The organism is Bacillus sp. CECT 9360 (genome assembly GCF_918741275.1).
Classification (GTDB): Bacteria; Bacillota; Bacilli; order Bacillales; family DSM-1321; genus Peribacillus.
This window is the reverse complement of record NZ_CAKKNA010000004.1, coordinates 62,856-85,011: the sequence shown is the minus strand read 5'-3', so window position 1 is coordinate 85,011 and position 22,156 is coordinate 62,856. Positions and strand designations below refer to the sequence as shown.

The window sequence follows — 22,156 nt, the reverse complement described above, 5'->3', positions numbered from 1 at the left end:
TTCACCAAAAGAAGTGGTTTAAGCTTTTGATTATCCGTTGATTTCCGCTCCGCGGGCAGTCCGGGAGCCTCCTCGGCAAAGGGCACGCCTCCGGGACTTACACAGGATGTGTTGGCGTCGACGTAAGACATAAGGACGTGGCAGATCTTAGTCGACGTTCCGTTAACTGGCCTGCTTTTCCCGCAGGACGTTGAATCATCATCCATGAATAGGCACCGCACGAGAAAATGCGTATGCATTTTCGAGGGGTCTTGCATATCCTCGCCAATCAACTTTGTTGCAAAATTACTGAGATATTATGTTAATCAACATTAAACCACCAGTTATGGTGATGAACCATTTTATTTAAATATTAACATCACTTGGAAGTTTTTTAAAGACAGATTTGCAGACCTTACTAAGATTGGGCGTAGTTGCACTCATGCAAATCCCCAGCTTTTACTTCCATTCTGCCCAGACGAAAAAAGCCAAATAGAAAACATCTGTTTTGATGTCTCTCCATTTGACTTAATTCGAATTATCTAGGCTGTGCCACGATCCCATTATGAACCTTAATATATCCATGGCGGAGGATGTCAAAGCCGCCTTCATACACATACAATCCCATCTGACGGACATCCATTAACTCCCTGTACGTATGGTTCATCACATCGGCCATGATCGTGTAAAACAAGCGTGATTTCAGCTGCAAACGGGGCGTAGTCATTATCACGTAACCGCCCGGCTTCAAGAATTTGCGGTGCCAATCCATCGCTTCTTGTTTAAAGTCATCCGGAAAGTGCTCTAAAAGTCCGACGCTCAGGACGATATCGAATTCTTTGCCGAATGGTAGGTTCCGGATATCATCCACCACGTAATCAATATTCATTTGGTCTTTATGCCAGACCCGCGGATGGCCGGTAACCGGATTAATTCCAAGGAATGGATAACGATCAGGAAAGTGACCGAAACGGTCTGTGCGGCAAAAGTCATCATAATCGACCATTACGATTTCGCCCTCAGGGTACATCGCATATAACTGCATCGCTTCATAGCCTTCAGCGGCACCCAAGTATAGAATACGGGGTTTTCTTATATCAAGTCCTTCAAAAAGGGCCCTCTTTCCACGTGGATCCCAAATACCATCCTCCACCCGGTGGGCATAATTCCATAACGATAACCGGATCGTTTCACCGAGTGCCTTTTTCACGTCACTTAACTGAAAACGAGACAAGTATCCCTTCAATTCTTTCTTTGACCTGGAAATCTCTTCAGGTACATCTTTTACAAACCATTCATGAAATGATTTGTTGAAAAACTCCCAAGACTCCCGTACAGACATTTCACCGTTCTCCTGCTCCCAGTCACGTTTCGATTTGGCCACAGTTTTCACTTCATATGGCTTGCCGACATCCTTCCAAGTCAGCACAGACCAGTCTGAAACAAGATTAGCATTGATAAACTTATCAAGATATTCATTTGTCGGATTTCTCAGATCGATTCGGTAGCTCGATGTCAATTGCGTCGATTCAAAATCGGCTTCAGTATAAATCGCTTCATTCAACTTTGTTTCAGGTAAGCTCATTACATTTCACTCCCTAAGAAAACGCTTTCATATAAATTCTACACCACTCGGCCAAACCCTCTTTTCGGGCATCAAAAGAAAAAGGACAGGAATGAAATTATCCCTGCCTGATCACTTACTTTCTACTGTATTTCTTTACAACTTGGTTCAAGACTTCGGAGAAAACAATCCCCATAGCAATAGCCCCTGAGAGCATTGAGACTTTTGCGGCAAGCTGGACAGCTGTACTATAATCGTTGCTGACAAAATGCCTCATCGCATCGTATGCCATTCCTCCCGGGACGAGGGGGATGATGCCCGACACATTAAAAATGATAATCGGTGTTTTATATAATTTAGCAAAGGTCTGGCTGATCAGTGCTACAAGAAAGGCCGCTGCCAGCGTGGCAAAAACACTGTCGAAGTCGCTTTCGACAAGCGCATAATAGAGCATCCAGCCAACCATTCCGACGAATCCACACTGCATGATGGACTTCTTCGGGACATTAAAAATAATCCCGAAAGCGGCAGACGCAATAAAACTAGTAATAAGCTGTGCAATCATATAGTTACCTCATCGTTTAAAAGAATGAAAGGACAACGGCAATTCCTGACCCTATCGCAAAAGCGGTTAAAGATGCCTCAGCGCCCTTTGATATTCCCGAGACCAGATGTCCGGCCATTAAATCCCGGATTGCGTTTGTAATCAGCAGACCCGGCACAAGCGGCATAACTGAACCGATTATTATTTTATCGATTTCGTCCCCTACTCCGGTATAAACAAACAGGGTTGCCACCAATCCAATAATTAAGGAAGAAAGGAACTCTGAAAAAAATTTAATCTCAAGCAATCGATTGAGATAAATCAGACAAGAAAAACCGATCCCTCCTGTCAAACATGCCGGAATGAAATCATGCCATCCACCTTGAAACATAATCAGAAAGCAGCCGCTTGAAATGAATGCAGCAAGAATTTGCAGCCATAACGGATAAGCGAGCTTAGCTTTTTCCAGCCGTTTCAATTGAACAAGAGCATCCTTGGCGGATATCTCCCCGCTGCTGATTTTTCTGGAAATGCTGTTCACTTCAGTAACCTTCTTCAAATCTGTTGACCTATTTGAAATTCTATATAATTTACTCGGATCAGCTCCGTCAATCGAAAAGATAATTCCTGTCGGAGTCACAAAGCTATGTGAGTGATAGATCCCAAAGGAGGCTGCGATCCGGGACATCGTGTCTTCCACGCGATTCGTTTCCGCGCCGCTTTCCAGCATGATTTTCCCTGCTAGCATACACACTTCGATAACTTCATACGTTTTTGGAAGATTCTCCATAACCCACACTCCATCGGTAGACAAGATTGTTCTTCACTTAGATTATTATTATTTCCTTTGTGTGTCAAAAGCCATTGTAAAACGAAACACATAATAGGATAATGAAGCGATGCTTTTATATTCTAATTTTCTATCACGAAAGGTTGTGTCACCATTTGAAAGGTTTATTAAAAAGCTATAAGGGGACGCTTTTGCTGCTCATTGCCATCATTATCGGCGGGGCTGCCGGATTAATTTTCGGTACGGAAGCTTCCGTTGTTAAACCATTTGGGGATTTGTTTTTAAACTTAATGTTCATGATCATTATTCCGCTCGTATTCTTCAGCATTTCTTCAGCGATTGCTAGTATGAATGAAATGAAGCGGCTTGGAAAAATCATGAGCAGCATCCTCTTGGTTTTCTTCATCACGGCTGCCATTTCAGCTATTCTTGGCTTTGCCGGTACGATGATTGTCAATCCATTAGAAAACACGGATACTTCGGCAATTAAAGAGTTAATGAGCTCAGCTGATAGTATGAAAGAAACACCGGAGGAAGTTAGCTTCCTAAGCCAGCTTGTTAATACCTTTACGGTTCCTGATTTTTCAGCATTATTGTCAAAAAGCAATATGCTGCAGCTGATCGTCTTCTCGGTTTTGTTCGGACTCGCCACAGCTATTGTTGGGGAAAAAGCAAAGCCGGTTTCTGCATTCTTATCTGCCGGCTCAGTCGTGATGATGCAAATGGTTAAATTTGTGATGTATTATGCGCCAATCGGGCTTGGCTGTTACTTTGCAGCCGTTATCGGAGAACTTGGACCGCAGATTCTAGAAGGTTATTTGCGGGCATTTCTTCTTTATCTAGGATTGGCACTCATTTACTACTTCGGGTTCTTTACTCTATATGCCTTTATTGCCAGCGGAAAAGCCGGAGTGAAAGTTTTCTGGAAAAATGCGTTCACTCCCTCTATCACAGCCATCGCTACTTGTTCAAGTGCCGCGAGCATCCCAGTTAATCTTGAATATGTTCGAAAAATGGGTGTGCCTAAAGACATCGCGGAAACGGTTATTCCGCTTGGCGCCAATACCCATAAGGACGGATCTGTTTTTGGAGGAGTACTTAAAATCGTTTTCTTATTCTCCCTTTTCGGTAAGGACATGACTAGTTTTTCAAACATTTTAAGCATTCTTGCTGTCTCCTTTCTGGTAGGAGCTGTAATGGGAGCGATTCCTAGCGGAGGAATGATTGGTGAAATGTTAATTCTCAGCATTTTCGGCTTCCCTGCAGAAGTGCTTCCTATTATTGCGGTTATCAGCACGATTATTGATGCACCGGCAACTTTGCTCAACTCTACAGGAAATACCGTAAGTGCAATGATGGTTACCCGTCTCGTCGAAGGGAAAAATTGGTTGAGAAATAACTTAGCCAGAGAAAACGCAGCTTAACTTTATGAAAAAGCCGGAATTGTTTCACGTGAAACGACTCCGGCTTTTTTGTTATATTTTCAGCTTCTTAATAAAGACGACCTTCAAGTAATTCCCTTCCTTATATTCATCGATTGTCTTAAAGTCTCCTGGAAGGGAAAATTCCTCCAATATCTTATAATTAATATGGCTCTCTTTAAAAGCCATATCGATAAAGCTCTTAAACCGCTTCATATCAAAAGCACTGCTGTTCGTTGAAGCTACGATAACCCCGTTGTCCTCCGTTATTTCAATCGTATCTTTCAAAAGATTTTTATAATCCTTTGCCGCACTGAATGTGAATTTCTTAGACTTGGCAAAGCTTGGCGGATCGAGTATCACCAGATCAAACTTCAATTGTTTCTTTATCGCGTATTTAAAATATTTGAAAACATCCTCGACGATAATATCATGGGCTTCATGATCAATGCCATTTACACTGAACTGCTCTATCGTCTTAGAAAGGCTACGGTTGGCCAAATCGACACTCGTCGTTTTCAAAGCCCCTCCTACAGCGGAAAATATAGAAAAAGCCCCTGTATAAGAAAACATATTTAAGACATTTTTTCCTTTTGCATAGTGATCACGTATCCTCTTTCTCACATCACGCTGATCGAGAAAAACACCCACCATCGCTCCGTCATTTAAATGCACAGCAAAATTTACGCCGTTTTCTTTTACGATCAGTGGAAATGCTGGTTCAGCACCCATTACGAAGTCATCTTCGTCTATATACTGCCCCTTCGTATCAAAGCGTTTTTTTTGGTAAACGGCTTTCACACTGGCTGTATTTGTTAATGCGTTTAAAATATAATCCTTAAATTGATAGATCCCTTTGCTGTACCAGCTCACGACATAATAACCATCATATTGATCGATAATCAGCCCTCCGATTCCGTCTCCCTCTCCATTAAAGAGCCGAAAAGCTGTTGTATCTTTTTCTTTATAAAAGGATTCCCGGTGATCAAAGGCCCTCTTCATTTTCCTGTTGAAAAATTCCTGGTCAATTTTTTCATTCTCTTTTCTCGTCAATACCCAGCCGTAGCCTTTGTTTTGCCTGCCGTAATACCCTTTTGCGATAAAATGGTTTTTCTCGTCCAAGAGCCTGATAACGGATCCTTCTTTTTGCAACTGGTTTTCATTTACCAGAGCTTCCTTGCTTATTAACGGATAACCTTTGCTAAGTCTAGCCGCGTCATTCTGTTTTACGTTTACATTGATTTCCGATTGCATGATTTTACACCCTATCTGCAAGCCAAAGTGAACCTGTTGGCCGGCATTCAATATCTTTTTACCATTATAACCAATGTTCAGCTTCAACTCCAAAAAACAAAGAGCACAGCAACGTTTGCTGTGCCCTGCCTAATCGTTATTGAACCTCCATATGCAAATCGCCCGCTTTTGCCCAGCCGGCCATTTTAATCAGCTGGTATAGTCCTAGCGTGATGGCAATCGGAAGAACAACCCCAACTGCTATATAAATCAAGAATCCTTCGATTCCCTGTGTTGCTAAAATATTTAGCGGTGCAATGAATGAATTCAAGCCAAGCCCGGCAAGCTCATAAGAAACCTGAAAATCGAATCCCAGCGTTGCGATTGGGGCGCAAATGATTGCCGCGACAAAGGGCGGGATTACCAATCTCGGATTTTTAATAAGATTGGGGAATTGGACCTTTGGCGTAACAGCAACCTGGGCCAAAAAACCGCCAAGGTCATTCTGACGAAGCGACATCGCCGTAAATCCGACAAATTGCGCCGTACAGCCGATTAGTGCCGCAGCGCTTGATACTGGGTCCATTTGCAAAGCAATCGCAAGAGCTGCAGATGAAGCAGGTGTCATTAACAGAATACTCCAGACTAACGAAATGACCATCGAAGCAATAAGAGGAGACCCTTGTACTGAAGATGTGATTTCTCCGCTCAACCATTGCAATAACGGTGTCGTGACAGCCGCTAACCCGACACCCGATACACCTCCGACCAATATTGCCCCCACTGGGATTGCCATCATATCCAGCTTTGTCTTTCCTGTCAAACGCTTGCCGACATATGTGGCGATGGCGGCGGCGAGCACCGCGCTTATCGGTTGTCCTGGTACGATCGTGAAGAACCCCTCGGCTGTAGGATGAATCGCCGCTCCTCCCACCGCTGCGGAGGCCATTGCACTAAAGATGACCAACGTATTGCCACCCAGCTGATAAGCAATCCCTGCCCCAATTGCTGGAGCAAGCAACACCTTGGCCGCTGATCCTATTCCGATAAATGCTTCCCAGCCAATGAATTTCCCGATTGTTTCAAACAGAAGTCCTATTCCCAGCGTAACCAATACAGCATTGGCAATTCCTGTAGAAGCTTTATACATTCGTTCGACGAAATAATTTTTCATTTTATCCGCACTCCTCTGTCAATAAACCTGTTGTATTTTTTCAATCTATCCAAATAAAAAACCCTTCCATGATGGATGGGCGCTTGAGTCGTTTGAGCGCCTTGTCCTTCAATGCACAAGATAGACTCAAACATTCCACTGTAAGTCAAATGGCTGTTCCAGTCCTCTATGTGTTAATAATGAGAATAATATCTGCCTGTACACTCATTCGATTTTTCATCTTTATTTTTCCTCATTTCTTATTGTTTTTGTTATCCTAACATAAGTTTTCTGAATATGTAAATAACTTTTTTAATTCTGACAAATTAAAAACGCTTTCATAATTAAGGGGTCTTTCTAGGATTTGAAGTTTAATTATTATTTTTATATAAAATTAAATTTATCCTAGTAATTGAACGAATTACTTCCATCCGAGATAGACCATTGCTTAAAACAAAATAAAATCACAATCATACTGTTTCAAAAATACAAACAGTATGATTATGATTCAAATGCTTCCCACTATTTTCACTAATACCACGCTTTTTTCAAAAGGCAAATTCCCGCTTCAATTTGTTCTTCCGTCATTCCGCCAAAACCTAACATTATTAATGAAGAGGGGCTCTGTTCTTTATCAAGCCAGTATTTTTCAGGTGAATAAACCTTTACTCCATATTCTCCAGCTTTTCTGACTAATTCCTGGCTGCTGTCTCTGTGATTTACACGGAGTAAGATATGCAACCCCGCTTTACTGCCTATAACCTCGACATTATCACTGAGATGGGTCTCAATTGCATGTAATAAGGCATTATGCTTTCCATGATAAACTTTCTTCATTTTGCGGACATGTCTCTCGAAAGAGCCATCTTTCATAAACAAGGACATAGCTCGTTGGGTGATCAGTGGAGCAGATTGATTATAATTGAGCTTTTGCTTAAATTCTTTAACCAGCCTCGATGGTACAACCATATAACTCAACCTGGCAGCAGGAAGGAATGATTTTGAGAATGTCCCCAAATAAATCACATTCTCCTTAGTATCCAAAGCTTTTAGTGATGGGATAGGCTGGCCTTGATAGCGGAACTCGCTATCATAGTCATCCTCTATGATATAGCTTTTATTCTTATGAGCCCAATCCAGCAGCTTCTGCCGCTTTTGAATCGGAAGCACCATTCCGTATGGAAACTGATGGGAAGGAGTAATGTATACGAGATTCTCTCGGCTCTCTTCCAGGCGGTTTAAATCAAGTCCATCCGACTCCAGGCTTATAGCTGAAATGTGGCATCCGTGGTTTTCGAAAACAGACCTTACTCCGTCATATCCCGGATTTTCAAATGCGACAGATTTCCCGTGTAATGAGAGAAGCTGGCAGATTAAACTTATCGCATGCTGCGTTCCGGCACAAATTACGATTTGTTCGGGCGAACAGGTAACCCCCCTGGCCTGGAATAAATAGCTGGCTATTTCCTTTCGCAAGCTCTTGTCTCCTTGTTCATCTCCATATACATATAATCCGGCATCCGGTCCTTCAAGTGAATCCTGCAAACAACGTTTCCATTTCTTTAATGGAAAATGGTGCGAATCTACATCCCCATATTTAAAGTCGTAAGGATACATCCTTCCCCTCACAAAATCCGATTCTATCCTCATCGTATTTTTTATATTCTGCCGTGATGTGAGCGTCTTTTCCATAGGCAGCACCTTTAGCCCGCTTCTTGGCTTACTTTCGACATACCCTTCTGCCACTAGCTGCTGGTATGCATTCTCGATCGTATTCTTGCTGATTCTTAAATGCTCTGATAAATAACGAATAGATGGCAAAGAAGAACCCTCAGGTATTTCTCCTGCTTCGATTTCACTTTTAATATAGTTATATAACTGCACATACAAGGGGACATTGAGTCTTTTATTAAGAAAAGGAGTTAATTCTATCATAATACCTCCATCTGACCTCAATAAATTTGTTTAAACTGTCACTTTTTTCCGGGTCATAAATTTCCTATGATCATTATACTATCACATTCCAATTATAAGGAGAGCATTCCATGAGACAAGCAAAATTAGAAACTAATGACCAGAAAAAGATAAATGAATTCTTATCTCAGACTAAAACGGGCTATTTAGGCTTATCAGACAAAGAACATCCTTATGTGGTTCCCTTGAATTTTGTCTGGCATGACGAATGTATTTATGTGCACGGCGCAACCGAAGGAAGAAAAGTCGATGTGATAAAGGAAAACCCGTATGGATGTTTTACGGTCAGTCAAGATTTAGGAACGATGGCTGATCCCGTTCCTGCAAAAACAGATACCGCCTATATGAGCGTGATGGTATTCGGAACCATTGAAATAATCAGCGATTTAGACGAGGCCACTTCAGCGATGCAGGCAATGCTGAATAAGTATGTACCAGGCTATTATAACTCTCCCCTGGCGAAAAACCATGTAGAGAAATACCGCTCTCCTTTAGGAAGCAAAACACTAGTTTTTAAGCTAGTTCCGGAAAAACTATCCGCAAAAGAAAACATGCTTAACGAAAATGCGAGGTTCTATTCAGGCAGAACGGTGAAGGATGATATCTAAATATATGAGTGCGCACTAGGGTATATTTTTTGCCGCTTTCGGCGTCAGATCAAGCCATTAATGATCTTTAGCTAGGTTTGACATAGACCAGAGCCTTTCATATAGTTGAGGTAGACAATTATTACCTGAGTAAAGGAAGGTCGATGCGGATGAATGAAGCATCATCTGTTAAAAAAAAACTGCAATTCAAAGACCGGGGACAGCCCGTGTTAATTATTAACGCCCCGAAAGCCTATAATGAGATCAGCGCAGCCTTCACCGGAGAAGTCGATAAGGACCCGAAACGTGAAGGCTATGAATTCGTCCAGGTCTTCGGGATATCAAATGCAGAGATTCAATCACTGGCACGGGAGGCTGCAAAAGTAATTACAGAGGATGGATTGTTATGGCTATGCTACCCAAAAAAGTCTTCCAAAGTTTATAAAGGGTCTGACTGCAGCCGCGAAACTGTGGCTGTGCTGCTTGCGCATGAGGGCTATGAGCCCGTCAGGCAAGTCGCAATTGACGAAGACTGGTCTGCCTTGCGTTTCCGCCCAGTAGATAAAATCAAAACAATGGTTCGGGATTTTGCTGCTACCGAAAAAGGGAAGGAACGGACACAGGGCAATAAATAATATCCGTTCTTATAAAAAAAGTCGGAATGACAGAGGTGCAAAAAGTGGGAGAGAAAGCTGCTTTACTGCTGGGAGCCAGCGGCCTTGTTGGTTCAGAGCTGCTGCAATGCTTGCTGAATGAAAAGGACTACGCCTCGATTGTCATCCTCGTTCGCAAACCGCTCGGAATCCAGCACCATAAACTGATAGAGGTCCAGGCAGACTTTGATCATCTGGAATGGTACCGCGAGCATTTTCACGTGGATGATGTCTTTTGTTGTTTAGGCACGACCATTAAAAAAGCGAAAACAAGAGAAGCAATGACGAAGGTGGATGTTGATTATCCGTTGAGTGCCGCTAAGCTCGCTCAGGAGGAAGGAGCAAGGCAAATTCTTGTCATCAGTTCAATGGGTGCTGATCCACAGTCCTCCTTCGCTTATTCCCGCATGAAAGGAATGCTGGAAGTGGAATTAGGCAATGTAGGTTTTCAGGCATTGCACATTTTCAGGCCCTCTCTTCTGTTAGGAAACAGGAAAGAATCCCGACCGGGTGAATCAGCAGCTGCCGTTCTATTACCGCCATTATCTTTCCTGCTCGTCGGTCCCTTAAAGAAATACAGGGCAATTCAGGCAAGGACTGTGGCACTGGCCATGCATCGCGCAGCCCGGAATAATAGCCAAGGAACAACGATTTATTTATCTGATGAAATGGAAGCTTTGGCAAAATAATTCTATTAAAAAAAGATGACCCGGGAAGGCCATCTTTTTTTCTGCTTTATATCGTCGCCAGTCCAATCGTCACTTTGAACAAATCTCCATCCAAATCGATATCCATACTGCCGTCATGAAGATCAACAATGGATTTAGCTATCGCGAGTCCGAGACCGGATCCATCGGTATGGCGGGAAGTATCTCCGCGTTTAAAACGCTCAAACAATTCGTCTGTATTGCCCCCCAGCTCATACTTGGAGACATTTTTAAAAGTAATCACCACATGGCTCTGTTCTTTAATCAAATCAATATAAACCCTGGTATGCTCTAAAGAATACTTCAAAATATTGCCGATCAGGTTGTCAAATACTCTCCATAATTTTTGTCCATCTACATAGGCATAAACCGGTTTCTCTGGAACCGCCACCCTGAATTGCAGCGTTGAACCCTGGATCGTTTCATCGTATTCGGCAAGCGCCTGCTGAAGGAGCTGGACAATATCGACATGGTCTTTTGCGAGTTCAATATTGCCGCTTGCCATTTTAGACGCTTCGAATAAATCGTCGATCAGCACTTTTAACCGTTTGGATTTGCGGTCAATCACCTGCACGTACGCATCCCGGTCTTCGTCAGCTAAGTCCGGTGATTTAAGCAGCTCTGTGTATGAAATAATGGAAGTCAGTGGCGTTCTCAAATCGTGGCTGACATTTGTAATCAGCTCCGTTTTCAAGCGTTCACTTTTGGCCTGGGCTTTTTCCGATGCTTTCACGCCATGCTTTAGCGTGTTAATGCTTTCTGCAAGCCTTGCTAAAACAGATTGGCCTTTAACCGGAAGATCAGGCTCGAAATTCCCGTTAGCAAGAGCGCTTGCATTCTGAATGATCGTGTTAAAATAGCCCGTACGTATGATAAAGAAAATAAGGACCGGCAGGGTTACCACCAAAAATAAAAACAAATAAAACAGGATCACACCCGGGTCCATGAAAGTTATGCCTGCCCCGATACCGGACAGAAAGACAACCATTAAGAGAATCAGCAGCTGAACTCCCACACTCGTGTTTAAGAAAGCCCTTTTTAAAATGAAATATCCCTTATAAATTAATGCTTTTCTCCATTCTTCTTTGAAACTGCTAGTTTCTTTTAACACAGCCAAAAGCAAGTAAAATTGCAGGAGTGTCCCTGCCATAGCGATCATGCTTGCAGGCAGCACCCATTCTAACAAATCATAGATATATGAATACAGATTATCATAATATATCTCACTGTTTAGAACCTGGAAGGCCAAGGCCACCATAACTATAAAACTCGCAACATAAGCTATGAGTCTCAAGTCGATTGGAATCCGCTGATAGATTCCGTCCCATTCTAACGATTTCACCAATTGGAAGGGCTTGATTTTTTTATACATTAATATGCTTAACACTAAACATAGAAGGCCTATTCCAGCATAAACGTAAAAGGTGATTTGAGCTTTCTGATAATCGTGATACCTGATCATCAATGGATGTTCCGAAGACGTTGATTTCGGGATGGCAATCGCTCCTTCAAAGGTTTGCGTCTCTCCTTTATAAAGTAGCGCAATTATATCGTCATAACCCTCCCCAATATAGGGATAGCTAGCTTCCGTGGAAAGATAACCGTTTTTGGAATCAGAATAATTCTGGATAAAGAGCATTTCTTTATCATTCATGATCTCTTTGACCGAACCGTCTTCCACACCATTTAGATTGGTAAACACTTCTCCGGTTTCGGTATTTTGAAGATAGTATTTAATCGCTCTTTCGTACTCCTGAAACTGCGAGTCGTAATCCTCTCTTTCCTGAAAGAATCGATCAATTTTCTCTTCTTCCTCTTTGACTATTTTCTTCCGTATATGTTCGTCACTTTTAAAGTTGTTCGTAATATCTTTAATCTTCTCGTCTCTTTCCGCTTTATACAGATTGGCGACTTCTTCATTGTTTGCTGCCAGAGCATCCTGAATTTGCGGTTCATATTGATTTTTGATTGTAGAAACCTGCTCCGATAAGTTGCCGTACCGATAACGATGCTCTTCAATTTCCTCATCTATCACAGTAATATTATTCCGAAGCTCTACTTTTGTCTTGTCATGTAACTCATAGATACTTAGTAAACCAATGAATTGATCCATTTCAACATCAAACTCAGGTGAATGGAAATAATCTTTCTTTATATATTCACTGCCTTTTGAAACGATTGAGAGGGTACCGCTTATCCCAATCGCAAGAATGGCTGTCCAAACTATAAATTTAATGCTATTTCTCCATTTTATATCCAATTCCCCAGACCACCTTTAAATATCTTGGATTTTTCGGATCAATCTCAATCTTCTCCCGAATTTTACGGATATGGACAGCAACCGTGTTTTCTGCGTTATAGCATGGTTCCTTCCAAACTCGCTCATAAATTTCGTTTATTGAGAACACCCTTCCCGGATGAGACATTAACAGAACAACTATTTTATACTCAATCGGGGTCAGCTTAACTGCTTCTCCATGAATCGCGACTTCCTTCGACTCCTTGTCCAGCGTCAGGCCGTTCAAATTAATCAGCTTGTTATTTCCTTCATATGTACCTAACGTGACATAGCGCCTGAGTTGTGATTTTACCCGGGCAATAAGCTCGAGCGGGTTGAATGGCTTGGTGACATAATCATCGGCACCAACCTGCAGGCCTAGCACCTTATCACTGTCTTCGCTCTTTGCACTTAAAATGATGATCGGAATGTTTTTTTGTTCACGGATTTTAAAAGTCGTCGAAATCCCGTCCATTCTTGGCATCATGATATCCAGAATAATTAAGTGTACCGCTTGCTCTTCCAGCCTTTCGATCGCTTCGATGCCATCACTGGCCTTGATCACTGTTATTCCTTCATTCTTCAAATATATTTCAATAGCGTCGCGAATCTCTTTCTCATCATCGACAACCAGCACATTAAATTCGCTCATAATCTCTCACTCTCCTTTCAAAATTATATCATGTGCATATATTTGGAAATATCTATATTCTAGCCCGAAAATCTTAACATTCTCGTAGCATAATTCTTAAGACTTTCTTAAGAAAAGCTAGGTTAAAAGTGATTGTAGATAATCTGTACTTTTGGCTCATTCGTGTGAAACAGAGGTTTCACACGCCTTTCAGCTATGCTGAAAGGTGGCTTCCTGTATAAAAACGCCTGGGAAAAGCTCGCTTTCCCCAGGCGTTTTTATACAGGAAGCTGAAATGAACCAAAATAAACATAGCTTTATTACATAGCCTTAAACAGCTACAGCCACAGAATTATTATCTTTTAATCAGCTTAATGAATTGCCATCCTTTTTCTCGTTTGATATATTGAGAGTATTTTCAGAAAACTCATAAAGGCGGTCCTGTCTATGAAAAAGCACTATGTCCTTTTATTTCTTATTCTCGCTAACCTATTCTGGGCCGGCAATTATGTGTTTGGAAAGTTTGTTGTAGCAGAAATGTCCCCTCTGCAACTAACCTTCTCGCGGTGGTTGATCGCTGTGTTCTTTTTGTTTCCAATCGCCCACTGGATTGAACGCCCTGATTGGAAGAAGGTATGGATAGAATGGAAGACCTTACTAGTGATGTCGATATTGGGCATCATCGCCTATAACTTTCTTTTATATGAGGCTTTAAGATTCACAACTTCGATGAATGCGGCACTGGTCAATTCAATCAATCCTGCTGTGATTGTCCTGTTCTCAGCACTGCTGCTCAAGGAGCGAATTTCTCTGAAGAATGGACTTGGTCTGTTCATTTCCCTGCTAGGGGTTCTCCTCGTCTTAACCAAAGGACAGCTGCAGCAGATTTTTCAGCTTGACTATAACCAGGGAGACCTTCTAATGCTTCTAGCTATATTGGTCTGGACCTTTTATTCGATCATCGGGAAAAAGCTAAAAACGATTCCTCCGATTGCAGCCACAGCGGTATCCGTCTTACTCGCGTTATTCATATTGCTGCCGTTTATTCTAATGTCCGGAGTAGAATATCATCTAAGTCGGCAAGCTGTAATTGGGTTATTGTATATTGGGATATTCCCTTCAGTGGGATCGTTTATTTTTTGGAATGTGTCGCTTCGTCATATTGGTGCCAGTCGGGCGGGGATTTATTTGAACTTAATTGCCGTTTTCACGGCTATTCTCAGCTTGCTCTTAGGCAAGACCATTACATTCGTGCAAATGATTGGTGGCATTCTTGTCTTTATCGGTGTCTATCTAACCAGTCAAAAGACGAATAAAGAAACTACAGAAAGCTCTATTAGAAAAGAGAGCATAAGTTAAGATACGTTTTCTCATACTAGTCAAATACATACAGGCTAACTATTTCTGTTTACCATATGTAGTTTGATTAACAGAGTTGGCAGCATAGTCTAACCAATTTTTCGTTTTCGAAGTGAACCTAACATCGAGTGTTGGCTTATTCGCAGGATTTCAAATATTTACGGAGTACCAGATTTCTTCAACAAAAGGGCACTGATCCATTAGGTTAGCAAAACTGGCCTCCACCCCTTGGTTAGGCATGACGAAGGAATGATAGGGCAATTGACCCGTTGAGACATGGGAGGGAAAGCCCCCAGGGGCAGCGTGGAGAAGAAATCATATGGAATAATATGGATAATAAAACCTACTCCTTTATTTAATTATGCCTTCAAGTAGCCAAAACGTCCTGATATCACTCCATCCTAATCAAGAAATTATACCCAACGAGAATGAAATCCTGCGAATAAGCGAGTATTCGGGAGAAAATCGTATTTAACTGAGGGAGTTGAATAAGAAGGATTTTGGAAATGGTGTTGAATAAGTTAATAGATGTAAATTTTTTGAACAAAGGGAAAGTGTTTTAGGGGGTGCTTTCCTGGAATTGCTTAAATTTTCTATAAATCGTATACTTTTAAGTAATTGGTTACATTTAACAATCTTTTATATGGGGTGAGAATGTTGAAAAAATATTTGTATATTGGAATTTTACTTGGAACTATCGTTTTAGCAGGGTGTAGTGTAAATGAGGAAACAGAAGGACAGGTAAATGAAGAAACATCGGAAGGTTTGACTGATGGACAAACAGTAGAAGATGAGCATTTATCCGATACCGATAAAGGAAAGGTAGTGATGCCAGCAATTCCTTTAGTAGATTTAACTCAAGAACAAAAAGAATATTATCACAAGCAATACGCTGCTATCATAGAGGATGTAAATTCAGAGTATGCAACAGATTTGGAACTTGATCCTATTGACAAGTTTCATGAGGATTGGTGGGTTGAAGTAGAAGATTTTAGACAAATAGCAAGCGATATGGCAACTAAGGAATTTACATCTGTTAATTTTGGTGGTGATGTTGTTGAATAAGTGTAATCGAAATAAAACATGATTTTACTGAACCTTAGAAAAGGAGATGTTTATCCATAATGGCTGAGAAGACACGTATAGGAAAAACAGATTTATATGTAAATCCGATCGGACTAGGAACCAATGCTGTCGGTGGGCATAATATTTATCCAAATCTTAATGAAGAGACTGGAAAAGATGTTGTCCGTACAGCTATCGATCATGGCATCAACTTTTTAGATACCGCGTTCATCTACGGTCCTGAACGTTCGGAAGAATTGATCGGCGAAGTGATCAAAGAAAAAGGCAAGCGGGATGAAATTGTCATAGCTACAAAAGGCGCTCATAAGTTTGTAGATGGAAACGTTGTCTTGGATAATTCGCCTGCTTTCTTAAAAGAAGCCGTAGAGGGCAGTTTAAAACGGCTTCAAACGGATTACATCGATTTATTTTATATTCACTTTCCAGATGAAGGCACGCCAAAAGACGAGGCGGTCGGTGCGTTAAAGAGACTGAAGGATGAAGGTAAGATCAAAGCAATTGGAGTATCGAACTTTTCCATCGAACAATTAAAAGAAGCAAATAAAGATGGTTATGTGGATGTGCTGCAATCTGAATATAATTTATTTAAACGTGAGGTAGAGCAAGAAATCTTGCCGTATACCGCTCAAAACAATATTTCGTTCATCCCTTACTTCCCGCTTGCCGCGGGGTTATTAGGCGGAAAATATAATAAAGATACAAAATTTGAGGACGGTCGTGCTAAAGACCCGTTATTCCAAGGAGAGGCTTTCGTTCGAAACCTGGAAAAGGTTGAGCAAGTACGTGAAATTGCTAATGCAAAAAATGCAGAGGTTGCTCATGTAGTTCTCGCCTGGTATTTAACTCGTCCTTCAATTGACGTATTGATCCCCGGTGCAAAACGCCCTGAACAAGTTACAAACAACTTGAAAACATTAGATGTTCAATTAACGAATGAGGAAATTGAAAAGATCAGCCGGATTTTCCAGGCTTAATTTTCATTACTGCAAAAACTCCTTCTTCAGCTTCTTAACGAACTGGAGAAGGAGTTTTTTATTTATCCTTATGAAGGGTACGATAAAAAGTCCATTTTCTTTGCCTTATATACCCGATATCCTAATTTTTCTCTATAAGAAATCAGTAGCCGATGATGGTTCTGGATAGCATCGTCCATTTTCCGATCAAAGTTTTTAGGATTCACAGTATTAGCATAGTCTTTCTCCTCAACTGGATACTCTTCTAACTCTTGCAAGACTGTATTAGAATGAAGTGCCTCCACTGTTTTAAACCCTGCATTCTTAATCGTTTTAATCCATTGTTTCTCAGTTAGAATATCCTGCATTTTATAAAATTCCATAAGTTCCTTTTTTTCATCGCTGTTTAATTTTTGTTCAGCAGTCATGTCGATATTCAATAACACGCCACTTGGTTTTAGTACCCGGCAATATTCAGATAATGCTTTAGGTATAGTGGCAAAAGATGTAGAGGATTCCGCAATGATAAAGTCAAAAGAATCTTTCGGAAAAGGTAAATTTTCCAAATCTCCTTTAAGAGCTTTTATTGAAAGATTTTCGTCTTTAAATCTCTCAGTTGCTGCTTTAAACATTGCGGGGTGCTTATCAATGGAAAAGACATCACATGAAAATGTCTTTGTTAAATAAGCTGACGTTTGCCCAGTCCCACACCCTGCATCAAGAACTTTCGAATGGCGGGTGATTTTCTCATTTTCCAATATTTTTTTAGTAAGCGCGATTCCGCCCGGATGCGCCCCATCTATTCCGTAATGTGCCAAAGCATCTTGATAAGAAACACTCACGATATCTACTCCCTTTGGTTTAATTTATAAGATGGTTTAGTTTATGATAAAGCCCCGAATAACGATACTTCATTCGCTAATTTATCAACTCCCTCAGTTTTTCCGCTTTCGCCTTGTGTATTTAACCATGCAAACAAGCACCTTTGGACATAACCTGTTAGAGATAGGAATTCGTAGATATATTGGAGGTGTAATATTGTCTATATCGCGCCATTACGATATGTGTTGCCGACACGTCGGAAGAGCTGTAGAAATTAGAACCCATGACGGCCGTAAACACCGTGGGATTATTGATCGGGTTAGTCACAACAGAGTGTATCTTCGCCCAATTGGAGGAAAACGCAACTATGGGGGATTTGGTTATGGTGGCTGGGGCTATGGAGGTGCAGGAGTTGCCATTGCAGCCATTGCAGCCATTGCGGTAATCGGAGTTTTATGGTGATAAAAAAGGTAATACGGAACATAAGCATCTAGATATGAGCAGAATTATATAAAGAGATAGTCCCTGGGGGCAAAAATATAAAGGCTGTCGAGAATCCTCGACGGCCTTTATTTATCAAAAGGCTCTGTTAAACGATAATGTTGTTTTTGGGAAGGGAATCTGCGAGACTCCTCGAAAATGCATACGCATTTTCTCGTGCGGTGTCTATTCAAGGATGATGAATCAACGTCCTGCGGAAAAACGGGCTGGCAAGACCCCGCAGCGAGGTACGAGTGAGGAGGCTTGCCAGTTCGTCCGCGGAAAGCGAGTAGATTCCATGACCATTTGAAAATCAACAATGGAATTTAACAGAGCCTATCAAAAAAAAGATCATCAGGCTCGGGACGAAATTGGTATTGCTTTAGATCTATCACGTTATCCCTTATAAATTCGATTCCTTCCCCCTCAAGAAACAACTTTTGTAAAGATTTCGACTCGTAATCTTTAACAGCGATTACCCCTTTAGCATTGATGACCCTATGCCAGGGGAGCTTATGCTTCTTGCTCATTGAATGAAGAATTCTGACGACCTGCCTGGCACCACGGGGGCTTCCTGCTAATTTGGCAACTTGTCCGTAAGTCATTACTTTTCCTTCAGGTATCTCTTTAATGATCTCGATTACTCTTTCAGTAAATGGTGTCATAAACTTCCTTTTCTTTCACTTCTTTTTACTTTTCACAGTCTACCATTATTGTACCTGCTTATTACTTTCAGATTCAGCAACACTTTTTACTTTTTTTACAAATTCCACCACCATCTTATCGTTTGCAAACAGTAAGAATAACTTCACGAACCATTTCAAGGCGCGGTTAGTTGCTGTATATCTAAAAAAAGTTGTATTTTCATTGATTTTATTTAATTCATAGAAAGCCGTTATCTCAAACATATTCGCAAGTGTAAAACCGACTTTCAATTTCTTATGGTCTGGAAAATCTTCGTATTCTAACGTTTGGACATCATACTCCTCGATGCGCTTTCCTTCTTTATATTTTTGGCGGTAGATACTTCCGACCACTTCCTCCGTTATTTTAACCGGCTTGTTCTCCACGACTTGTGGCATGATTTTTTGCATTTGGGCATCATTATTAAAGAGCTCCCAAACTTGTTCAATTGGAGCCTGTATTTCAATATATTTCGTCCACTGTTTCATATAGGATTCTCCCTTACATAGATATTATCTAATAATGCAGAAACACCTGTTCTAATATTATAGAACATTTTTCCTCTTCCGGGAATATGGGAATGATAATCAAGAAGAAAGAGACAGCAAAAGCTGTCCCTTCTTTTGAATTATTATTAATAAACTGCGGTTCTATCAACCAGTTCCGTCCTCCTCTGTCCCGTTTGCCGTGATTTCAACCTGCGCGTTTCTCTCCAGCCGTCCGGTTACAGAAGTATCCCCAGTTAGCTCTGCAAGAGAAAGGATGTTGAAATCGATATCTAGCGTACCTTGTATTTTATTGGACAGCTTGTGTTTAATCTGGACCCTGATTTTATATTTTCCTGGTGTATCAGGTTTCCAGTTTATCTCTGTCGACGTCGAATAATTTTTTATTGTCGTCCACTTTTCCCCCCCGTCAGTAGAATAAGAATACTCAAACAGGTTATTGGCATTGTTGGTCGAATTAGCAAAAAAGGTAATATCCGTGTGTACAGGTTGCGTACTTTCTTTATCTTTATCTGTCGTGAATGATGTTAATACTGCTTCGTCGTAAATATTATAAGAAATCGTTTGTTCATGATCAAAGACTTTCTTAGACCATTTATGTTTAACCTGGACTTTGATTTTATATTGACCTGGTGCAGCAGGCTTCCAGTTTACCTTTGCCGCTGAAGAGTATTTTTTTATTGTAGTCCATTTTTTTCCGTCAGTAGAATAAGAATATTGGAACAGATTATTCGCATTGTTATTCGAAATGGCCGAAACGGAAATATTCGTGTTCTTTAGCTGCGGACTTGCCTTATCCGTTTTCACTGATTTCATTGAAGCTGCTTCATAGATGTTATAATTGATAATTTTCTGATCATCGAATGTATTTTTTGAATGCTTGCTTTTCACTTCAACCTTTAGCTTATATGTACCCGGCTTTGTCGGCTTCCACTGAACCGATTTACTCGCAGAATAATTTTTGATAGTTGACCATTTTTTGCCGTCATAAACGGAATAGTTAAACGATGGAGAATACCCTGTAGAAGCGCCGGCATTTATAGTAAGTATTGTATTTTTTAATTGCGGACTTGGCTTGCTAACTGTTACTTTCCCAATTTTGCTTTTTGGGACATACCCATTAGAAGCAGCAATGGCATCAAAGCTTTGACTCGAATGGGTAATGATGACCGGCGTATTATTCTTGACTTGGCTATACAGCCAACGGACATCATTATCGTACATTCTGATACATCCCGAACTTGCATATGTACCAATTGAACTTGGATTATTGTTTCCATGGATCGCATAGGTTGTCCCGTAGGTGCCTCTAGCGTTTATCCCCATCCACCGATCACCTAAAGGATTGCGGGGATGGCCGCCTGGAATATTCTCCTTGTAATACGGACGGTTTACAATCTTTGTGACTATTTTAAATTTGCCTTCCGGTGTATACGATCTTTTTCTGCCTGTAGCGACTTTAAATGTTTTGACTAACTTGCCTTCATTGTAATAGGCCAGTTTATTGTTCGCTTTGTTAATGATGATGAGCTGGCCTTCGCCCTTTGCTTCTGTTTGACCTGAAAAGAAAAAGAAACTGAATAACACAATTAAAATTGCCGCAAATTTCTTCATCGTTATCTCCCCAATAAGTTAATGTAAATATTACAGTAGCATTAAATATTTAAACATTTTGTAATAATGTGGAGGCAACTCTAAGAAAAGTTTCGACTGTTTTCTTTTCTATCTAGTCTAATTTATCTATTATTCTTATTTTTTTGCCCTTCATAAGTAATATAACTATCTTGACTGTTGACAATATTCTACAGAAATATACAATAAGAGTAGTATAATAATAGGATTTTTGACGCATTTTGTCATAATTATTGGAAAATAAACGGTAACAGGGGTTATTTTTTCCCTTTGTACCATTTTGTGAAGCTTTAATTTAGAAGGAGATGAAAAATTTGACCATGGAAGAAAAGAATAAATCAAAGGGTTGGTTTAAGACGGTTCTTTCTAACCAAAATGAACCCAATCAAAATAGTAAAGAAGAGCAAGAGTTCACAGAGGCAGTGGAAGATCCTTTTTTTATAGATGAAGAGACTATTAATCCTGTGAGTGAAGCTGTGCCATCGGACAATTCTGGTAATAAGCCGTTATTTACTAAGGACAACCAGGACAAAATCTCGCTGGATATGATTGTTTCTTTAGAAAATATGCTAAAGGACCGGCAGTTAGTTCTATATAAAAATAAAGGGCTTGAAGACCAATTATATACAGCGAATGAAATCATTAGCCGCTTAAAGCACGAACAAGTGAAAAAAGACCAGCTGGTTCAGGAAAAGAACAAAGAAATCAGCGGGTTGGAAAGCAAGCTGACAAACAAGCAAATGAGCTATGATCAGCTTCTTGAAGATTATAAAGATCATCAAAACGCTTCAAACTTTGAATATGAAAAGATTTCAAACCAGCTTGAAAAAGAGATTCAGAAATATAACAAACTAAATGAAGAATCTACGAACGCCCAATATCAAAGCATGTTAAAAGTCAAAAATCTTGATGAGAGAATCAGAGATCTGGAAGTAGAGAATCAGAGATACGCTGAGCAATATGAAAAAATCCTTGATGAGAAAACCCAGTTAATGGAGACCATTAATGATTTTACAGAACGGATGTCTTTTTCTTTTAATCCAAAGGCGAATGGTTCCAACACACCAGCTGAATAAACCGGCCGCAGCATTTAACTAATGAGGAAAGGAGGGCGCCCGAT

21 protein-coding genes and 1 pseudogene are annotated in these 22,156 nt (G+C 40.7%); 9 read left to right on the top strand and 13 right to left on the bottom strand.

What is annotated here, in order from left to right:
- Positions 1 to 517: 517 nt before the first annotated feature.
- The 3 genes from LQ216_RS05880 to LQ216_RS05870 form a co-directional block, all read right to left on the bottom strand.
- Positions 518 to 1,564 carry a class I SAM-dependent methyltransferase gene (locus LQ216_RS05880; RefSeq protein ID WP_230127695.1) on the bottom strand — a complete coding sequence of 349 codons (1,047 nt, stop codon included), beginning with the start codon at positions 1,562 to 1,564 and terminating at the stop codon, positions 518 to 520.
- A 115-nt stretch (positions 1,565 to 1,679) separates the two neighbouring features.
- Positions 1,680 to 2,108 (bottom strand): threonine/serine exporter family protein, encoded by a 429-nt coding sequence (locus LQ216_RS05875; RefSeq protein WP_230127692.1) that lies wholly within the window; start codon positions 2,106 to 2,108, stop codon positions 1,680 to 1,682.
- Positions 2,109 to 2,124: 16 nt separating this feature from the next.
- Entirely contained in the window at positions 2,125 to 2,877 is a 753-nt protein-coding gene (locus LQ216_RS05870) for a threonine/serine exporter family protein (RefSeq protein WP_230127690.1), read from the bottom strand.
- Between the two features lie 155 nt (positions 2,878 to 3,032).
- Here LQ216_RS05870 and LQ216_RS05865 point away from each other — a divergent pair, with 155 nt between their 5' ends.
- Positions 3,033 to 4,301, top strand: a complete 1,269-nt coding sequence (locus LQ216_RS05865; RefSeq protein ID WP_230127688.1) for a dicarboxylate/amino acid:cation symporter — start codon at positions 3,033 to 3,035, stop codon at positions 4,299 to 4,301.
- 51 nt (positions 4,302 to 4,352) lie between these two features.
- Here the strand turns inward: LQ216_RS05865 and LQ216_RS05860 are convergent, their stop codons facing one another.
- The 3 genes from LQ216_RS05860 to LQ216_RS05850 all read right to left on the bottom strand — a co-directional run bounded on the left by LQ216_RS05860 (position 4,353) and on the right by LQ216_RS05850 (position 8,619).
- Positions 4,353 to 5,552, bottom strand: coding sequence for a class I SAM-dependent rRNA methyltransferase (locus tag LQ216_RS05860; RefSeq protein WP_230127686.1), 1,200 nt, complete (start codon positions 5,550 to 5,552; stop codon positions 4,353 to 4,355).
- A 136-nt stretch (positions 5,553 to 5,688) separates the two neighbouring features.
- Positions 5,689 to 6,705 carry a PTS sugar transporter subunit IIC gene (locus LQ216_RS05855; RefSeq protein WP_117307500.1) on the bottom strand — a complete coding sequence of 339 codons (1,017 nt, stop codon included), beginning with the start codon at positions 6,703 to 6,705 and terminating at the stop codon, positions 5,689 to 5,691.
- Between the two features lie 510 nt (positions 6,706 to 7,215).
- On the bottom strand, positions 7,216 to 8,619 hold the full coding sequence (locus tag LQ216_RS05850; protein ID WP_230127683.1) for a PLP-dependent aminotransferase family protein: 1,404 nt from the start codon (positions 8,617 to 8,619) through the stop codon (positions 7,216 to 7,218).
- Between the two features lie 110 nt (positions 8,620 to 8,729).
- Between LQ216_RS05850 and LQ216_RS05845 the strand changes: the two genes are divergently transcribed.
- The 3 genes from LQ216_RS05845 (at position 8,730) to LQ216_RS05835 (ending at position 10,587) form a co-directional block, all read left to right on the top strand.
- Entirely contained in the window at positions 8,730 to 9,266 is a 537-nt protein-coding gene (locus LQ216_RS05845; RefSeq protein ID WP_230127681.1) for a pyridoxamine 5'-phosphate oxidase family protein, read from the top strand.
- A 149-nt stretch (positions 9,267 to 9,415) separates the two neighbouring features.
- Positions 9,416 to 9,880, top strand: coding sequence for a DUF3052 domain-containing protein (locus LQ216_RS05840; RefSeq protein WP_230127680.1), 465 nt, complete (start codon positions 9,416 to 9,418; stop codon positions 9,878 to 9,880).
- A 44-nt stretch (positions 9,881 to 9,924) separates the two neighbouring features.
- Positions 9,925 to 10,587, top strand: a complete 663-nt coding sequence (locus tag LQ216_RS05835) for an NAD(P)H-binding protein (RefSeq protein WP_230127677.1) — start codon at positions 9,925 to 9,927, stop codon at positions 10,585 to 10,587.
- A 46-nt stretch (positions 10,588 to 10,633) separates the two neighbouring features.
- Here LQ216_RS05835 and LQ216_RS05830 read toward each other — a convergent pair whose 3' ends face one another.
- Positions 10,634 to 12,865, bottom strand: coding sequence for a HAMP domain-containing sensor histidine kinase (locus tag LQ216_RS05830; RefSeq protein ID WP_230127673.1), 2,232 nt, complete (start codon positions 12,863 to 12,865; stop codon positions 10,634 to 10,636).
- Positions 12,843 to 13,535: a response regulator transcription factor gene (locus LQ216_RS05825; protein ID WP_230127670.1), complete on the bottom strand. Its 693-nt coding sequence runs from the start codon at positions 13,533 to 13,535 to the stop codon at positions 12,843 to 12,845. The genes LQ216_RS05830 and LQ216_RS05825 overlap by 23 nt, the downstream gene beginning before the upstream one ends.
- Before the next feature lie 426 nt (positions 13,536 to 13,961).
- Between LQ216_RS05825 and LQ216_RS05820 the strand changes: the two genes are divergently transcribed.
- From LQ216_RS05820 to LQ216_RS05810, 3 genes are all read left to right on the top strand, one after another.
- A complete protein-coding gene (locus LQ216_RS05820) occupies positions 13,962 to 14,873 on the top strand; it encodes a DMT family transporter (RefSeq protein WP_230127667.1) in 912 nt (303 codons plus the stop codon).
- Positions 14,874 to 15,527: 654 nt separating this feature from the next.
- The gene (locus tag LQ216_RS05815; protein ID WP_230127665.1) at positions 15,528 to 15,938 is read left to right on the top strand and encodes a hypothetical protein; all 411 of its coding nucleotides are present in this window, start codon (positions 15,528 to 15,530) and stop codon (positions 15,936 to 15,938) included.
- A 59-nt stretch (positions 15,939 to 15,997) separates the two neighbouring features.
- The gene (locus LQ216_RS05810; protein WP_230127662.1) at positions 15,998 to 16,933 is read left to right on the top strand and encodes an aldo/keto reductase; all 936 of its coding nucleotides are present in this window, start codon (positions 15,998 to 16,000) and stop codon (positions 16,931 to 16,933) included.
- Positions 16,934 to 17,001: 68 nt separating this feature from the next.
- On the opposite strand, the gene LQ216_RS05805 is transcribed toward LQ216_RS05810, so the two are convergent.
- Positions 17,002 to 17,754 (bottom strand): class I SAM-dependent methyltransferase, encoded by a 753-nt coding sequence (locus tag LQ216_RS05805; protein WP_230127659.1) that lies wholly within the window; start codon positions 17,752 to 17,754, stop codon positions 17,002 to 17,004.
- Between the two features lie 196 nt (positions 17,755 to 17,950).
- Between LQ216_RS05805 and LQ216_RS05800 the strand changes: the two genes are divergently transcribed.
- Positions 17,951 to 18,196 (top strand): hypothetical protein, encoded by a 246-nt coding sequence (locus tag LQ216_RS05800; RefSeq protein WP_230127657.1) that lies wholly within the window; start codon positions 17,951 to 17,953, stop codon positions 18,194 to 18,196.
- A 344-nt stretch (positions 18,197 to 18,540) separates the two neighbouring features.
- Here the strand turns inward: LQ216_RS05800 and LQ216_RS05795 are convergent, their stop codons facing one another.
- The 4 genes and pseudogenes from LQ216_RS05795 to LQ216_RS05780 form a co-directional block, all read right to left on the bottom strand.
- Complete coding sequence (locus LQ216_RS05795; protein ID WP_230127654.1) at positions 18,541 to 18,879, bottom strand: MGMT family protein; 339 nt, start codon at positions 18,877 to 18,879, stop codon at positions 18,541 to 18,543.
- 45 nt (positions 18,880 to 18,924) lie between these two features.
- Positions 18,925 to 19,386, bottom strand: a complete 462-nt coding sequence (locus LQ216_RS05790) for an SRPBCC family protein (protein ID WP_230127652.1) — start codon at positions 19,384 to 19,386, stop codon at positions 18,925 to 18,927.
- A 165-nt stretch (positions 19,387 to 19,551) separates the two neighbouring features.
- Positions 19,552 to 20,445: a triple tyrosine motif-containing protein gene (locus LQ216_RS05785; RefSeq protein WP_290369237.1), complete on the bottom strand. Its 894-nt coding sequence runs from the start codon at positions 20,443 to 20,445 to the stop codon at positions 19,552 to 19,554.
- A gap of 72 nt (positions 20,446 to 20,517) precedes the next feature.
- A pseudogene (locus tag LQ216_RS05780) lies at positions 20,518 to 20,937 on the bottom strand (L,D-transpeptidase); the annotation flags it as partial.
- Positions 20,938 to 21,356: 419 nt separating this feature from the next.
- On the opposite strand from LQ216_RS05780, the gene LQ216_RS05775 reads away from it, so the two are divergent.
- Positions 21,357 to 22,112, top strand: coding sequence for a hypothetical protein (locus tag LQ216_RS05775; protein ID WP_354958610.1), 756 nt, complete (start codon positions 21,357 to 21,359; stop codon positions 22,110 to 22,112).
- Positions 22,113 to 22,156: the final 44 nt, after the last annotated feature.

Bases quoted from the DNA above. Each gene is read 5' to 3' on its own strand.
- LQ216_RS05840 (WP_230127680.1), top strand. From the start codon at position 9,416: ATGAATGAAGCATCATCTGTTAAAAAAAAACTGCAATTCAAAGACCGG.
- LQ216_RS05850 (WP_230127683.1), bottom strand. From the start codon at position 8,619: ATGATAGAATTAACTCCTTTTCTTAATAAAAGACTCAATGTCCCCTTG.
- LQ216_RS05870 (WP_230127690.1), bottom strand. From the start codon at position 2,877: ATGGAGAATCTTCCAAAAACGTATGAAGTTATCGAAGTGTGTATGCTA.
- LQ216_RS05845 (WP_230127681.1), top strand. From the start codon at position 8,730: ATGAGACAAGCAAAATTAGAAACTAATGACCAGAAAAAGATAAATGAA.
- LQ216_RS05825 (WP_230127670.1), bottom strand. From the start codon at position 13,535: ATGAGCGAATTTAATGTGCTGGTTGTCGATGATGAGAAAGAGATTCGC.
- LQ216_RS05880 (WP_230127695.1), bottom strand. From the start codon at position 1,564: ATGAGCTTACCTGAAACAAAGTTGAATGAAGCGATTTATACTGAAGCC.
- LQ216_RS05795 (WP_230127654.1), bottom strand. From the start codon at position 18,879: ATGACACCATTTACTGAAAGAGTAATCGAGATCATTAAAGAGATACCT.
- LQ216_RS05860 (WP_230127686.1), bottom strand. From the start codon at position 5,552: ATGCAATCGGAAATCAATGTAAACGTAAAACAGAATGACGCGGCTAGA.
- LQ216_RS05875 (WP_230127692.1), bottom strand. From the start codon at position 2,108: ATGATTGCACAGCTTATTACTAGTTTTATTGCGTCTGCCGCTTTCGGG.
- LQ216_RS05790 (WP_230127652.1), bottom strand. From the start codon at position 19,386: ATGAAACAGTGGACGAAATATATTGAAATACAGGCTCCAATTGAACAA.
- LQ216_RS05815 (WP_230127665.1), top strand. From the start codon at position 15,528: ATGTTGAAAAAATATTTGTATATTGGAATTTTACTTGGAACTATCGTT.
- LQ216_RS05775 (WP_354958610.1), top strand. From the start codon at position 21,357: ATGGAAGAAAAGAATAAATCAAAGGGTTGGTTTAAGACGGTTCTTTCT.
- LQ216_RS05855 (WP_117307500.1), bottom strand. From the start codon at position 6,705: ATGAAAAATTATTTCGTCGAACGAATGTATAAAGCTTCTACAGGAATT.
- LQ216_RS05810 (WP_230127662.1), top strand. From the start codon at position 15,998: ATGGCTGAGAAGACACGTATAGGAAAAACAGATTTATATGTAAATCCG.
- LQ216_RS05820 (WP_230127667.1), top strand. From the start codon at position 13,962: ATGAAAAAGCACTATGTCCTTTTATTTCTTATTCTCGCTAACCTATTC.